Source organism: Sinomonas sp. RB5, assembly GCF_054063535.1.
On sequence record NZ_JBSSGJ010000008.1, the window covers coordinates 18,154 to 32,463 of the forward strand.

A 14,310-nucleotide genomic window follows, 5' to 3' on the forward strand; every position below is an offset into this window, starting at 1 on the left:
CCCGGTCAGGCCGTCTCGATGTAGGCCAGCACGGCGCGGACCTCGACCGTCTCGCCCTCGGGGACGACGATCTCGGCCAGGACGCCGGAGGCCGGCGACTCGAGGGTCTCCTCGACCTTCTCCGCCTCGACCTCGGCGAGCGGCTCGTCTTCGGCGACGCTGTCCCCGACGTTCTTGAGCCACGTGGCAACGGTGCCCTCGCTCATGCCCATACCCCACTGCGGCAGCAGGACCTCGACTCTAGCCATGTCTTCTCTCCTTCAATCGGTGTTCTGTAGGACCGTCACATCCGCGGCGCGGGCGACGTCAGTTCTGGGTTGGAGGTGTTCGCCATCAGGCCGGTGACCCGCCGGATGGCGTCCTCGATCTTGGCCCGGTTCGGGTACAGCTGCTTCTCGAGCGCCGGGCTGAACGGGATCTGGGTGTCCGGCGTCGTGACGCGCATGATCGGCGCCTTGAGCGACTCGAAGGCCTCCTCCGCGACGATCGCCGAGATCTCCGCCGCCGCGGAGCACGTGCGGTGCGCGGGATCGGCGATCACGAGCCGGCCGGTACGCTGCACGGACCGGATCACCGCCTCGGTGTCGAACGGCACGAGGGTGCGCGGGTCGATCACCTCGACGGAGAGGCCGTCCTCTGCCAGGGCCTCGGCGGCCGCGAGGGCCTCGGGCACGGCGCTGGAGATCGCCACCACCGTGACATCGCTGCCCTGGCGTGCCACCCGGGCCTGGCCGAAGGGGATCCAGAACTCCTCCTCGGGCACCTCGCCCTTGCTCCCCCAGAGCATGCAGGCCTCGAAGGTCAGCACCGGGTCGTCGGTGTCGACCGCAGTGCGCAGGAGCCCCTTGGCGTCGTACGGGGTGGCGGGGACGATGATCTTCAGCCCGGGGACGTTCATGAACATCGGGTACGGGCGGTCCGAGTGGTGCGCTCCGGTGTTGAGCCCGTAGAACATCGCCGAGCGGAAGACCACGGGGATGGAGGCCTGGCCGCCGAACATGTACCGGTTCTTGGCCGCCTGGTTCACGAACTGGTCCATGGCCATGTACAGGAAGCTCGAGTACGAGAGGTCCACGATAGGGCGCAGGCCCGTCATCGCGGCGCCGATGGCCGAACCGACGATGACCTCCTCGGAGATCGGGGTGTTGCGGATCCGGTTGGACCCGAACATCTCCAGGAAGTCGCCCTTGTCCTTGCGGGACTTGCCGGCGCCCGTGGTGCCGTAGACGTTGGCCTCGACGTCCTCGCCGATGATGACCACCCGCTCGTCGGCCTCCATGGCCTCGCGCTGGGCGGCACCGATGGCGCCGAGGTAGCTCATGACAGTCATGCGATCGCTCCGATCGGTTCGGTGTAGAGGTCTTTGAAGGCGACGCTGGGGTCCGGGTAGGGGCTCTCGTCGGTGAAGCGCACCGCCTCGTCGACCTCGGCCATGACCTCGGCCTCGAGGGCGTCCAGCTCCTCGGCGGAAGCCACCCCTTCACGTTCGAGCCGCTGGCGGAACAGGACGATCGGGTCGCGCTCGACCCAGGCCGCCTTCTCGCTCGCGTCGCGGTAGTCGGTGCCGAGGCGCAGGCCCTCGGAATGCTCGTTGAAGCGGTAGGTCACCACCTCCACGAGGGAGGGGCCCTCTCCGCGGCGGGCGCGCTCGACCGCCTCGACCACGGCCTCGTGGACCGCGAGGACGTCCTGGCCGTCCTCGACGCGCACGCCGGGCATGCCGAATCCGGCGGCACGCTCGGCGATCACGCCGGAGGTGACCGTGTGGGCCGGGGTCGAGAGCGCGTACTGGTTGTTCTCGCAGAGGAAGACAACGGGCAGCTTCCAGACGCCGGCGAGGTTCATCGCCTCGTACAGGCAGCCCTGGTTGGCGGCGCCGTCCCCGAAGAACGCCAGGGAGACCTTGCCGTTCCCGAGCACCTTGCTCGACAGGGCCGCACCGGTCGCGATCGGGATCGAGGAGCCGACGATGCCCGACTCCCCCAGGCTGCCGACCGCGAAGTCCGCAAGGTGCAGGGACCCGCCCTTGCCCTGGCACACTCCGGTGGCCTTGCCCACGAGCTCGGCCATCAGCGGGCCCAGCGGCGAGCCCTTGCCGATGGGGTGCCCGTGGCTGCGGTGGTTCCCGGACATGTAGTCGCCGTCGCCGAGCGCCATGCAGGCGCCCACGACCTGGGCCTCCTGGCCGATGCTCGTGTGCACGGTTCCCGGGATCTGCCCGCGCTTGACCATGCGCGAGGCCCGCTCATCGAAGCGGCGGATCCGCAGCATGCGCCGCTGCATCTCCAGCTGGGTGGTTGGGGAGAGATCCATCATTCCTCGCTTTGAGTAAATATTCCTGATCTGAATTGAAATTCTACCGATGGGTGCGGCCATGGAGCAAGGGCTTCTTCAACCCGGTTTCCTAGGCCCCGGCGAACGGGGCCAGAAGCGCGTCGATCCGCGGCAGAATGTAGGTGGGCTGGCGGTCCCGCGGAAGCTGGCGCGCCATCTCCTCGGTGCTCTCGCCCGTCAGGACGAGTGCGGAGTCGATGCCGGCCGAGGCAGCCATGGCGATGTCGGTGTGCAGCCGGTCGCCCACCATGAGGCACTGCGCCCCGGGCAGACCCAGCACCTCGAGCGCCGTCGTGAGCATGACGGCCGCGGGCTTGCCCACGTTCGCCTCGCACTTGGCCCCCGTGCTCGCCTCGATGGCGGCGATCACCGCCGCGGCGTCCGGTTCGCCCCGGCCCTGCGGCATGGGGCAGTAGGCGTCGGGATTCGTCGCGACCAGCCGCGCCCGCCGGTACTGCCACAGCGCATCGAACGCGATCTGCAGCTTGCGGTAGTCGAAGCCGCGGTCGTAGCTGGCCACGACCACATCGATCTCCCGGGGATCCTCGGTCAGGCGGAAGCCCGCCGCGCTGATGGCCCGCACGAGGGGGTCCTCGCCGATGACGAAGACCGCCGCGCCCGGCGCCTCCCGCCGCAGCCACGCGACGATCGTGACCAAGGGGTTCACGATCCGCTGCGGCGACGTGGCCAGGCCGAGCCTGGTCAGCTTGTCGGCGTACATCTGGGGGTCCTTGGTGGGATTGTTCGACAGGAAGAGGGTTTCCCTGCCGGCGCTGCGCAGCCCCCGGATGAGGTCCTCGGCGCCGGGCAGGAGCTCGTCTCCGAGGTAGATCGTGCCGTCGAGGTCGAAGAGGTAGCCCTCGTAGGCCTTCACGTCCGTGGCCTCGGGCACCCCCGGCGCCCCGGGAGCCGGCGCCCTCATGGCCGCACCGCCTCTGCCAGGCGGGCGAACAGGGCCCGGTTGGACGGGTAGATGTCCCGGTAGACGTCGTAGAGGCGGTCATAGACCGCGGCCTGCTGCGGCCGCGGCTCATAGGAGACACCGAGCCCACTCATGGCCTTGGCCGCGGCCGCGACGGAGTCGTGGAGGCCCACGGCCGAGGCCGCCAGCATCCCCGCACCCAGGCAGGTGCTCTCCGGCTCCCGGACCACCGAGACGCTGCGCTGCATGACGTCGGCGATGATCTGGCACCACACCGGGCTCCGCGACCCGCCGCCCAGGGCGATGATCTCGGCGACCGGCTCCGCGAGGGCCTGCTCGGCCCCCGTGGTCAGGAGGCGCTGCTCGAAGGCGAGCCCCTCGAGGAGGGCGCGGTAGACGTGGGCCTTGCCGTGGATGCCGGTCAGCCCGACCAGGACTCCCCGGGCGTGGTGGTCCCAGTAGGGCGTGAGCGCCCCGGTCCAGTACGGGAGCGCCAGCAGGCCCTCGGCGCCCGGGGGCAGCTTCGCCGCAGCGGTCTCGAGGATCTGCTCGGGAGTGAGGTCGAGGCCGAGCGCGCCCTGCGTGATCCCGGAGAACTTCTCGACGAACCAGGTCAGGTTGATGGTGCCGCCGCCGATGAAGGTCTCGAGCGTGTACGCGCCCGGCTGGGCCGCCGAGAGCGTCCGGTATTCCTGGGCGTAGGAGTAGTGCTCGGAGAACGTGCCGGAGACGATGCCGCTGCCGAGGTTGAGGTATGCCCGCCCGCCCACCGTGGCCCCGGACCCGAGCTGGGCGCACTGGCCGTCCCCCGCGCCGGCCACGACGACAACGTCGCGGGGAAGACCGAGCTGCCGCGCGGCGTCGTCCGTCAGATGACCCAGCACGCTCCCCGGGGCGCGCAGCTCGCTGAGCTGGCCGCGCTCGAGGCCCACGGCGTCCAGGAGGGACTGGTCGTAGTCGAAGGTCGTCATGTCGACGAGGCCGAGCGGGTCGGCGGAGGCCCAGGAGGTGAGCCACTGCCCGGTGAAGCGGTGGACGAGGAAGCCGTGGACGTCGACCACCTTCCCGATCCGGGCGACGGTGTCGGGCTCGTTGGCGGCCAGCCAGTGCAGCTTGTACCAGGCCGGCGTCGGATTGGCGGGCTTGCCGGTGAGCCGGTGGACCTCCTCCGTCCCGAACGCGGAGACCTCCTTGGTGGCCCGGGTATCCAGCCACAGCATCGCGGGCCTGAGGGGGAGGCCCTCGGCGTCCAGGCAGACGAAGCTCTCGCGCTGGTGGGTGATGCACACGGCGCCGATGCGCGAGACGTCGACGGCCTGGGAGGCCCGCCGGATCGCCTCGACCGAGGCCGCCCACCAGTCCTCTGCATTCTGCTCGCCCCACCCCGGATGGGGCTGGCTCAGGCCGAAGGCGCAGCGCGCCTGGGCGAGGGCGTCGCCGCGGGAGTTCCACACGACCGCCTTGGCGGCGGTGGTCGAACAGTCGACGCCGATCACGTAGTCCCGCTGCATGGTGTCACTTCCCTCCTGCTTCCGCCTTCGCGCCGGCGCGCGCGGCCCGCTCCAGCACCTCGTCCACATCCTGCGGCTCCCACCATCCGAGGAGCGTGAGCAGGTCCACGACCGTGAACCGGTTGCGCATCAGCGCGCAGTTCTCGACGGCCCAGCGGCCCAGTTCGGGCTCCACCGCCGGTTCGAGATCGGAGAGGGCGGCAGGTGCGCCCGCTTCGGTGAGGGCCGAGGCGATGGCGTCCGCGGGGCGGACGAGGCCGCGGAGCTCGTCCCGGGCCTCGGCCCAGTCGCCCAGCAGAGCAGTGATGCGAGGGAGGTTCCGCTCCACGGCGTCGAGCTTGGCCGAGAAGTCCTTCCAGCATTCCTCGGCGACCTGCAGGCTAGGATCGACCCGTTCGAAGGCGGACAGCACACGCTCCCGGCTGCGGCCCCGGTCCAGCGCCTTCGTGGCGATCCTCGGCCGGTCCGAGGCACGCTCCAGGCGCTCGAAGAGCATCTCCCAGGCGGTCGCGGCGATGACCGCGCCGGCCCCGACCTGGGCGCCGTGGAGGCCGATCGGCAGCCCGTGGCCGCCGCGGTACTGGTCGAGCATGTGGCTGATGAGGTGTTCGACGCCGGAGAGCACGGCCGTGGTCCCTGCCACCCCGGTGACGATGCCGCGCAGGGCGAGTGCGCGCGCCAGGGAGGCCACCGCATCGGAGCGGGCTTCGCGCACTCCCGCGCTCCAGCTCTCGAGGTCCTTGCCGACGGAGGCGAGCAGCGTCACCGCGCTGGGCTTGAACGTCGGGTCGGTCCCCACGAGGGAGGCGAGGCGCCAGTCCGCGGGCGCCACGAGCATCGAGGTCATCTCGCCGAAGCCAGCGCGGTTCATGGCCTCCGGTGCGCCGGCGATGGTGAGCGTGTCCGAGACCACCGCGTCCGGCCATGCCGAGGGCACCGTGCGCTTGACGCCGTTGCGGAGGACCACGGAGACGTCGTCCGTGAAGCCGTCCACGGAGGCGGCAGTCTGCACCGTGAGCAGGACCGGCCGCTCTCCGGCCTCCCCTGCCCGCTGGACGGCGACCTTGGCGATGTCGCTGATGGTGCCCCCGCCGATGGCCACCACCGCGGCCTTGCCCGCGGCCGCCTCGGCCGCCTCGTCGAGGATCGGGTCCACCACGTGGAGTTCAGGGTGCCCGTCGTCGAGCACCGTGCGGGTGACGTCGAACTGGTCGGCGAGCTGCGCCTCGACGGCGTCCTTGACGTTCTGCTCGCCGCGCAGGATCGGGGTCCTGTCGACGAGGAGCGCCACGCGCGCCCGGGCAGCCCCGTTCCGCGGCGCCGCCGCGGAGACCAGGAGCTCGCCCAGGGTGGCCGGCACGGCGCTCAGCGCGTCAGGGCCGATGATGAGCTGGCCGATGCCGCAGGGGGCGAGCGTCCGCCCCGGATCGGCCTCGTCGAGCATCTCGGCGATCGGTTCGACGATGTACGTCTCAGTGGACATGGAGATTCCTCTTCTGCGCGCGGCCCGGCGTCATGAGCCCTGGCGGCTTCGGCTGGCGCGGTCGGTCAGGACGGCGACGATGATGGCGACCCCGATGACCACGGGCTGGAGGTTCGGGGAGACATTGAGCAGCGACATCCCGTTGTTGAGGACCCCGATGATGAGCAGGCCGATGAAGGTGTTGAGCATTCCACCCGAGCCGCCGGAAAGGCTCGCTCCGCCGATCACGACCACGGCGATGACGTTGAGGAGGTCGGCCGTGCCCGCCGTCGGCTGCGCGGAGTCGAGGCGGGATCCGACGATCACGCCCGCCACCGCGGCCAGGAGGCCGGCGATCATGTACACGCCGATCTTGATCCTGGTCACGTTCAGGCCGGACAGCCGCGCCACCTCGGCGTTGCCTCCGATGGCGTACAGCGCCCGCCCGGTGGGGCGGAAGCGGAGCCAGAAGGCGGCGAGGACGAAGATCGCGACCATGATGAGCCCCTCGAGCGGGATGCCGAGGACGGGGGTGCTGGTGAGGGCGAGGTACCAGTCCGGGAAGTCGTTGATGGGGTTGCCGTTGGTGACGTAGAGCGCCAGGCCCGCGCAGGCGGACATGGTGGCGAGCGTCGCGACGAAGGGCTGGATGCGCCCGTAGGTGGAGAGGATCCCATTGACCAGCCCCACGGCCGCGCCGGTCACGAGCCCGATCACGACGCACAGGCCGAACGGCAGGCCCCCCGAGCGGAACAGCCACGCGCTGACCATCAGGGACAGCGCGAGGTTGGAGCCCACGGAGAGGTCGATCCCGCCGATGAGGATGACCAGCGCGGCCCCGACCGCCATGATGCCGAGGTCGGCGTTCTGGCTGATGATGTTGGACAGGTTGCGCCACGTGAGGAAGTAGGGCGAGAGGATCGAGAACACGATCATGACGGCGACGAGCCCGAGCAGCGGGCCCGGGAGGGCCCGGAGGGCGCGTGCGGCCCCTGATCGGACGCCGGCGGGAGAGGTCCTGGCGGTGCGCGTCGCGGGCGACGCCGTGTTCTGGACCTGCGTGTCCCCGCGGGATGCCGAGGGCTCCCCGAAGGATGCCTGGTGAGTGGTGGTTCCCATGACTGCTCTCTCTATCGCTGAGGTGTCGCGGCCGAATGAAAGGCCAGGTCGATGACTCGTTGGGGGGTGGCCTCGGCGCGCGGGAGGATGCCCCGCTGGCGGCCGCCGGCCATGACGAGGACCCGGTGGGAGAGTCCCAGGACCTCTTCGAGCTCGGAGGAGACCACGATGACCGCTATGCCCTCGGCTGCGAGGGACCTGATGATCTCGTAGATCGCCATCTTCGCCCCCACGTCGACCCCACGCGTGGGCTCATCGACGATGAGGACCTTGGGATCCTTCACCAGCCATTTGCCGATGAGGATCTTCTGCTGGTTCCCGCCCGACATGGACTTCACGGGAAGGGTCATGTTGCCGCGCACATCCAGCCGGCGGCCCTGGGAGGTGGCCACCTCTCGGATGGCCTTCTTCGTGACCAGCCCCCACCGGGTGAGGCGGCGCTCCCACGGGAGCGTCAGGTTCTCCTCAGCGGTCCGGTCGAGGTTGAGCCCCTGGCCCTTGCGGTCCTCGGGCACCATGACGATGCCGGCCCGGATCGCGGACTCGGGGCTCGTGCAGGGCAGCCTGCGCCCCTCGAGGATGACCTCGCCCTCATCGGGACGGTCCACTCCGGCGATGGCGCGGACCACCTCGGTGCGGCCGGCGCCGACCAGGCCCGCGATGCCCAGGACCTCCCCCTGCCTGAGCTCGAAGTCGATCCCCTCGAAGGCTCCGCGGCGACCCAGCCCGCGGACCTCGAGGACGGTGTGGTCGCGGCTCGGCTGCGGCGGGATGTGCTCGTAGGTGAATTCGCGCCCCACCATCGCGTTGATGATGGCTTCCTTGGCGACGTCGCCGGAGGACCAGGACATGACGCGCGAGCCGTCGCGGAGGCAGACGATCTCGTCCGCGACGTCCCGGACTTCGTCGAGCCGGTGCGAGATGTACACGACCCCGGCTCCCCCGGCGCGCAGGGTGCGGATCCTCTCGAGCACATGCTCGGTCTCCGACTCGCCGAGGGACGCCGAGGGCTCGTCGAACACCACGTACCGCGGGCTGCGGCTGAGGGCCTTGGCGATCTCGATCTCCTGCTGGAGTGCCATCGAGAGGCCGCGCACGGGGCGGCGGACGTCCAGGTCGACACCCAGGGAGTCCATGACCGACTTGGCCTCCTGCCGCATCCGGCCCCAGTCGACGCGTCCGGCATGCTGCGGGACCCTGCCGAGGAAGATGTTCTCGGCCACGGACAGGTCCTGGATCAGCCTCGTCTCCTGATGGATGAGCGCCACGCCCTGCCGCAGCGCCTCCGCGGGGCTCGAGGGCGCGTAGTCCGCCCCGTCGAGCGTCATGCGCCCTCCGTCCGGCTTGACGACGCCGGTGATCACCGAGCTCAGCGTGGACTTGCCCGCACCGTTCTCACCGACCAGCCCCACCACCGTCCCCGGCGCGACCCGGAAGTCGACCGACTTCAGGACAGTCACACCGCTGTATGCCTTGACCAGGCCTTCGGCCACCAGGCCGTCAGCGCCTTCTGCGCCCATGATCCCTCCCACCCGTGCGGACCCGTCGGGTCACTTGAAGGACTTGGCGTCAGGACCGTAGAAGTCCTCGACCTTGTTCTGGCCCACCGTTGCCTTGTCGATCAGCACGGTGTCCTGGTACTGCTCCTGAGGGATGTCGCCGCCCTTGCCGTTCATGAGGGCAATCGCGTTGTCCACGGCGAGCTTGCCCATCTTGTAGGGCTGCTGGGCCTCGGTGCCCTGGGTGAGCCCGCTGGCCACGGCGTCGAACATCGTGGGGAAGCCGTCGATCCCCACCGAGAAGATCTGCTTCCCGGCCGCCTTGGAGGCCTTCGCCGCGCCGAGGGCCATCGCATCGCTCTCACCGAAGACGGCCTTGACGTTGGGGTGGGCGGTGAGGATGTTCTGCGTGGCCTTGTAGGCCTCCGTCTCGTCCCAGTTGGCGGTCTCCTCGGCGACCAGCTTGATCCCGGGGTTCTCCTTGAGCGCGTTCTGGCAGCCCTGCGTGCGCTGGATCTCCGCGGTGGAGCCCAGCACGCCGTGCAGGATGGCGAGTTCGCCGCTGCCGCCGATCTGCTTGAACATCCAGGTGCAGATATCGTGGGCGGCCTTGACGCTGTCCGTGGCGATGTAGGTGGCCAGCTTGCCCTGCCCCGACTCCGGCCGCTGGTCGACGGCGACGACGGGCACCTGCGCCTGGTTTGCCGCCCGCACGCCGGCCGCCGCCGCGGTCGAGTCCTGGGACGTGAAGATCAGGGCGCCGATCTGCTTCGTCAGCAGGTCGTTGACCTGCTTGATCTGCGCCGAAGAGTCGTTGTTGGCCGAGGTGACGTTGACGTCGTAGCCCTGCTTCTTGGCCTCATCCTTGATCCCGGCGACTTCGGCGACGTAGAAGAGCGACTTCTGGTCGGCCACGGAGACGCCGATCACCTTCTTGCCGCCGGATCCCGCACTGCTGTCCTGGCCGCATGCCGCCAGGGGGAGCACGGCGATCGCTGCGGCCATGGCCGCCCCTGCGAGTCGCACCGCTGGACGTGACGTCATTGTTCGTCTCCTCTGCCTTCGATGACGCGTATCGGGCTTACCGACATTTTTATTCGGCATCCAAATGTGTATGCATCGATGGTGCGACGAGGATCACAGCATTGTCAATAGGTCCAGACAGGGGGCGTGGCGGGTCCCGGAGCCGGCCCTCCTCCGTGGCGACCGGCTGCCCTACGGGACCCTCGAGGTCGAGGCGAGCCCCGGCGTCGTGCTCTACTCGTTCAGGGGCGGGCAGGCCGGAGTGCGGCGCCCAGAGCGGGGAGGGTGGTCACGACCAGGTGGGCCGCGCCGCCCTCGGCGCGGACCAGCTGGGCCCGAACGCCCAGCAGAAGGGCCTCCCCGCGCAGGAGCAGGCTCCGGTAGCAGCGGGCCCGTTCCGCCGGCGACAGGGCAGCGAGCCACGGCGCCGCGTGGTGGTTGAAGTGGGCGGCCATCGCGAGGCGGGACAGTGCCGCTTCACGCCGTGCCCTCAGGGCGCGGCCCAGCCTGGCCAGCAGGTCCGGCGCGACGAAGAGCGCGGCGGCCGCGGCCGCCGCGAGAACGAGCTCGGCGCGCCCCGAGAGCACGGACCAGCCGAGCGCCAGCCCGAGCACGAGGACGAGCCCGCGCCCGACCCAGTCCACCGCACGCGCCAGCCGCCGGTGGCTGTGTGCCCACGCGGCCACGACCCTGTCGGCGTCCAGGGCCGCAGCCTGGACGGGGTCGAACACCACGCGCCTGAGCAGGCTGGTCCCGTCGGGCAGCTGTTCGCCGTGAGTGCCGTACCGGCCCGTACCGTGCGGCCGCCGTGCCTGCTGCTGAGCCTGGGCGCCGACCGGGAAATCTTCGAGCTGCATGATCTGTCCCTCCGGTCCACACGGATACCGCACGGACCTGTGGGTGTCCTGTAAATGCAGCGGGCAGGTCTCGGTGTTACGGGCGCCGTGGGCGCGGCTGCGGGCCGGCCGGGGGCCCACATCAGGCTAGTCGAGCTGCGAATGCGCCCCGAGGGCATGGAAGGCGCGGTCGTGGTACACGAGCGGCGCGCCGTGGCGCCCCTGGGCGAGCACCTCGAGCACCGTCGCGGCCAGCAGGACGGACCCGCCCACGGGCACCCGGTGCGTGATGGCGCAGCGCAGCGCCCACGGCGCGGCGCGGAGCCAGGGCTCGCCGGTGGGCAGCGCCTCCCAGTCCATCGCCTCGGTGAAGCGGGGCGAGCCGGGAGTGGCGAACGTGCGGACCAGGCCGACCTGCTCCGCGTCGACGAGGTGCACCAGGACCGTCTCCGCCTCCGCGATGTGCACGGCCGAGCGTCCGCCGGAGACGGAGAAGGCCAGGGAGGGGGGATCGACCGCCACGGAGGCGACGGAGGACGCCGTGAGCCCGACCGGCCCCTCAGGGCTCGCGGCCGTCACGACGGCAACTCCCGCGGGATGGGAGCGGAACGCGTCCCGGAAGAGGGCGGAGTCGGCGCCGGAGACGGTCAGGAAGGTCGGGGTCACAGTCATGCCTGGTCTTTCGTCGGGGTGCCCGAGCACTCGGGACCTCCTACGACGCTAGGACCTCAACAATCGTTGAGGTCAATCGAACGTGACCATTGTCACCCCGCTACGGCTCGAGTGCCGAGGCCCCGGAGGCGCCGAGCCGGTCCTGCGGGTTGACGAGGCTGCAGGTCGAGAGCGAGAGGCAGCCGCACGCGATGCACCCGTCGAGCCGGTCCCGCAGGTGCTCGAGGCGGGCGATCCGCTCGTCGATCTCGGTGCGCCACGCCCAGGAGAGCCGCCCCCAGTCCTGCTGGGTGGGCACGCCGTCGTGCGGGAGCAGCTCGAACGCGTCCGCGACGGTGGCGAGGGGGATGCCGGCGCGGTGCGCGGCCTTGATGACGGCCACGCGGCGCAGGATCGAGCGGGGGTAGCGCCGCTGGTTGCCGGAGGTGCGGCGGCTGTGGATCAGGCCCTGCCGCTCGTAGAAGTGCAGGGCGGAGATGGAGAGCCCGCTGCGGGCCGCGAGCTGGCCGACGGTGAGCTCCTCGGCCTCGCCGCTACCCGTTGCCATCGCGGTCCCCCTCCCCCATCCACGCGCCCCGCCGCCGCGGGAAGCCGATCCGGTCCAGGTCCGCCGCGGCGCGCACGACGGCGTTCCCCGCCCGCCGCCGCGCCTGGCCTTCCAGCTCGGCCGTCTCGGGATACCGGGAGGAGAAGTGGGTCAGCACGAGGTTCCGGGCGCCGGCGGCACCGGCGATGGACCCGGCCTGCCCCGCGGTGAGGTGGAGGTACTGGTCGGCGAGCGCGGCGTCGTCGTCGCTGAACGTGCACTCGGTGACGAGCAGGTCGGCGCCCTCGGCCAGCGCCACGGCGCCCTCGCAGGGGGCGGTGTCCATGACGAACGCGAACCGCTGCCCGCGGCGCGGGACGCTCACGTCCTCGATCCGCACGCCGCCGAGGCGCCCCTCGCGCTGCAGCCGCGCCACGTCCGGGCCGCGGATGCCGGCGGCCGCGAGCCGCTCGCGCACGATGGTGCGCCCGTCCGGCTCCGCGAGCCGGTAGCCGAAGGTGCCGATGCGGTGCCTGAGCGGCTCGACCGCGAGCCCGGGGGCGATCTCCCCGGCCGCGCCGTGGGGCACGAGGCGCAGGTCGATCCCGGGGGTCGAGACGGCGACGAGGGCCCGGACCACCTCCTCGCCGGAGGCGGGGTAGTGCAGGTGCACGGGGTGCTCCACGCGGTCGAGCGCCAGGCGCGAGAGCACGCCGGGCAGCCCGTAGCAGTGGTCCCCGTGGACGTGGGTGAGGCAGATGCGCGTCACCTTCGTCGCGGCCACGCCGGCGTGGATCATCTGCCGCTGCGTCCCCTCGCCCGGGTCGAAGAGGATCCCCTCGCCGTCCCAGAGCAGGAGGTAGCCGTTGTGGTTGCGGGCGCGCGTGGGCACCTGCGAGGCGGTGCCGAGGACCACGAGTTCGCGCATCTGCCCAGTATCGCCTGCCCGGCCGGGCCGCCGGGTCAGTACTTGCGCAGGTCGAGGGCGCCCTGGCCGTGCCACGCGGCGCGGAGCGCGTTGACCACGGCGAGGATGAGCGCGTCCACGGCCTGCGTGGAGTGGCCGAGGACGCGGAGCGCGAACCCGGGCACGGGCAGGGCCGAGACGCCCCCGAGCAGGCCGTCGGCGCGCTCGGCGAGGAGCGCCCTGGCCAGGCCGACCGTCTCCTCGCCGGCGCGGGGGTCCACCACGAGCAGCGAGCCGAGGTGCGAGCGGCCCTCGAGCAGCCCGAGTCCCGCCAGACCGTCGTGGCTCGCCGAGGGCTCGAGGACGAGGTTGTCCAGGGCCACGGGCCGCCCGCCCATGCTGACCTCGGTGCGCAGGCGGACCCGGTCGTAGCCGAACGGCGCCCCGGACGGCGACCAGCCCGGCGTCACCACCTCCGCCAGGACCAGGCTCGCGGACGGGTCCATCTCGATCCGCGTCTCCTGCTCGTAGCGGGAGGCCCGGTAGGCGATGAGCTGGTCGGGGAGGTAGTCGAGCCGGCTCCCCGGTCCGAGCCGCACCGTCAGGTCCTGGACCGCCTTGTCCCGGGGCGTGCGGTACACCTTGGTGGCCGCCTGGGTGGTGAGCAGCAGCTGGGCGCCGTCCTCCACCGTCACGTCCAGGCGGTACCGGTCGCCGTCCAGGTACGCCCCGCCGGGATTGACGACGACGTAGGTCACCTGCCCGGTCCCGTCCAGGTACATGGGGCGCAGCACGCGCAGCGCCCCGCGGTGGTACTGCGCCGCGGCGACGGACCGCTCCCCTCGGCGCCTGATCACGAGGTCGAGCTCGCCGCGGGCGGTCAGGCTCACACGAGGTCCATCATGAGGACGTCGTGCTTGAGCCAGCGGATCACATGCTCGAGGCCTTCGTCCGTCTTGAGGTTGGTGAAGCAGAAGGCCTTCTCGCCGCGGAATTCGCGCGAGTCCGCCTCCATGACCGTCAAGTCGGCGCCGACGTGGGGGGCGAGGTCGGTCTTGTTAATGATGAACAGGTCCGACTTGATCATGCCCTGGCCGGCCTTGCGCGGGATCTTCTCGCCCTGCGCCACGTCGATGATGTAGATCGAGAAGTCGACGAGCTCGGGGCTGAACGTGGCCGAGAGGTTGTCCCCGCCGGACTCGATGAAGATCACCTGCAGGTCAGGGTGGGCCTCGATGAGCCGGTCCACGGCCGCCTGGTTCATGGAGGTGTCCTCGCGGATCGCGGTGTGGGGGCAGCCGCCGGTCTCGAGCCCCACGATCCGGTCGAGCGGGAGCACGCTCGTGCGCGCGAGGATCTTGGCGTCCTCGACCGTGTAGATGTCATTGGTGATGGCGGCCATGGAGATCTCGTGGCTCAGGGCGCGGGTCAGGCGCTCCACGAGCTGGGTCTTGCCGGCTCCCACCGGGCCGCCGATTCCGATCTTCACCGGGTGCATG

The 14,310-nt window shown here is 71.0% G+C and carries 15 protein-coding genes; all 15 read right to left on the reverse strand.

Features of this window, described 5'->3' with window-relative positions:
* Positions 1 to 5 precede the first annotated feature (5 nt).
* Entirely contained in the window at positions 6 to 248 is a 243-nt protein-coding gene (locus ACVWWH_RS10720; protein ID WP_066494297.1) for a lipoyl domain-containing protein, read from the reverse strand.
* A 35-nt stretch (positions 249 to 283) separates the two neighbouring features.
* Positions 284 to 1,330, reverse strand: coding sequence for an alpha-ketoacid dehydrogenase subunit beta (locus ACVWWH_RS10725; protein ID WP_447420758.1), 1,047 nt, complete (start codon positions 1,328 to 1,330; stop codon positions 284 to 286).
* On the reverse strand, positions 1,327 to 2,313 hold the full coding sequence (locus tag ACVWWH_RS10730) for a thiamine pyrophosphate-dependent dehydrogenase E1 component subunit alpha (RefSeq protein WP_218030605.1): 987 nt from the start codon (positions 2,311 to 2,313) through the stop codon (positions 1,327 to 1,329). Before ACVWWH_RS10730 ends, ACVWWH_RS10725 begins: the two co-directional genes overlap by 4 nt.
* 91 nt (positions 2,314 to 2,404) lie before the next feature.
* Complete coding sequence (locus ACVWWH_RS10735) at positions 2,405 to 3,256, reverse strand: HAD-IIA family hydrolase (protein ID WP_457316568.1); 852 nt, start codon at positions 3,254 to 3,256, stop codon at positions 2,405 to 2,407.
* Positions 3,253 to 4,767, reverse strand: coding sequence for a xylulokinase (locus ACVWWH_RS10740; RefSeq protein WP_457316569.1), 1,515 nt, complete (start codon positions 4,765 to 4,767; stop codon positions 3,253 to 3,255). Before ACVWWH_RS10740 ends, ACVWWH_RS10735 begins: the two co-directional genes overlap by 4 nt.
* Before the next feature lie 4 nt (positions 4,768 to 4,771).
* Complete coding sequence (locus ACVWWH_RS10745) at positions 4,772 to 6,250, reverse strand: iron-containing alcohol dehydrogenase (RefSeq protein WP_457316570.1); 1,479 nt, start codon at positions 6,248 to 6,250, stop codon at positions 4,772 to 4,774.
* 30 nt (positions 6,251 to 6,280) lie between these two features.
* Positions 6,281 to 7,348, reverse strand: a complete 1,068-nt coding sequence (locus tag ACVWWH_RS10750) for an ABC transporter permease (protein ID WP_084249204.1) — start codon at positions 7,346 to 7,348, stop codon at positions 6,281 to 6,283.
* 11 nt (positions 7,349 to 7,359) lie between these two features.
* Positions 7,360 to 8,868, reverse strand: a complete 1,509-nt coding sequence (locus ACVWWH_RS10755) for a sugar ABC transporter ATP-binding protein (protein WP_066494288.1) — start codon at positions 8,866 to 8,868, stop codon at positions 7,360 to 7,362.
* 30 nt (positions 8,869 to 8,898) lie between these two features.
* Positions 8,899 to 9,891, reverse strand: a complete 993-nt coding sequence (locus tag ACVWWH_RS10760; RefSeq protein WP_169803028.1) for a substrate-binding domain-containing protein — start codon at positions 9,889 to 9,891, stop codon at positions 8,899 to 8,901.
* A gap of 221 nt (positions 9,892 to 10,112) precedes the next feature.
* Entirely contained in the window at positions 10,113 to 10,727 is a 615-nt protein-coding gene (locus ACVWWH_RS10765; RefSeq protein WP_457316571.1) for a hypothetical protein, read from the reverse strand.
* A gap of 126 nt (positions 10,728 to 10,853) precedes the next feature.
* Positions 10,854 to 11,378, reverse strand: a complete 525-nt coding sequence (locus ACVWWH_RS10770) for a flavin reductase family protein (protein WP_457316572.1) — start codon at positions 11,376 to 11,378, stop codon at positions 10,854 to 10,856.
* A gap of 100 nt (positions 11,379 to 11,478) precedes the next feature.
* Positions 11,479 to 11,925, reverse strand: a complete 447-nt coding sequence (soxR, locus tag ACVWWH_RS10775; protein ID WP_457316573.1) for a redox-sensitive transcriptional activator SoxR — start codon at positions 11,923 to 11,925, stop codon at positions 11,479 to 11,481.
* Positions 11,912 to 12,832: a ribonuclease Z gene (locus ACVWWH_RS10780; protein ID WP_457316574.1), complete on the reverse strand. Its 921-nt coding sequence runs from the start codon at positions 12,830 to 12,832 to the stop codon at positions 11,912 to 11,914. The genes soxR and ACVWWH_RS10780 overlap by 14 nt, the downstream gene beginning before the upstream one ends.
* A 35-nt stretch (positions 12,833 to 12,867) precedes the next feature.
* Positions 12,868 to 13,701, reverse strand: a complete 834-nt coding sequence (locus tag ACVWWH_RS10785) for an urease accessory protein UreD (protein ID WP_457316575.1) — start codon at positions 13,699 to 13,701, stop codon at positions 12,868 to 12,870.
* The gene (gene ureG / locus ACVWWH_RS10790; protein WP_066494276.1) at positions 13,698 to 14,309 is read right to left on the reverse strand and encodes an urease accessory protein UreG; all 612 of its coding nucleotides are present in this window, start codon (positions 14,307 to 14,309) and stop codon (positions 13,698 to 13,700) included. The genes ACVWWH_RS10785 and ureG overlap by 4 nt, the downstream gene beginning before the upstream one ends.
* Position 14,310: the final 1 nt, after the last annotated feature.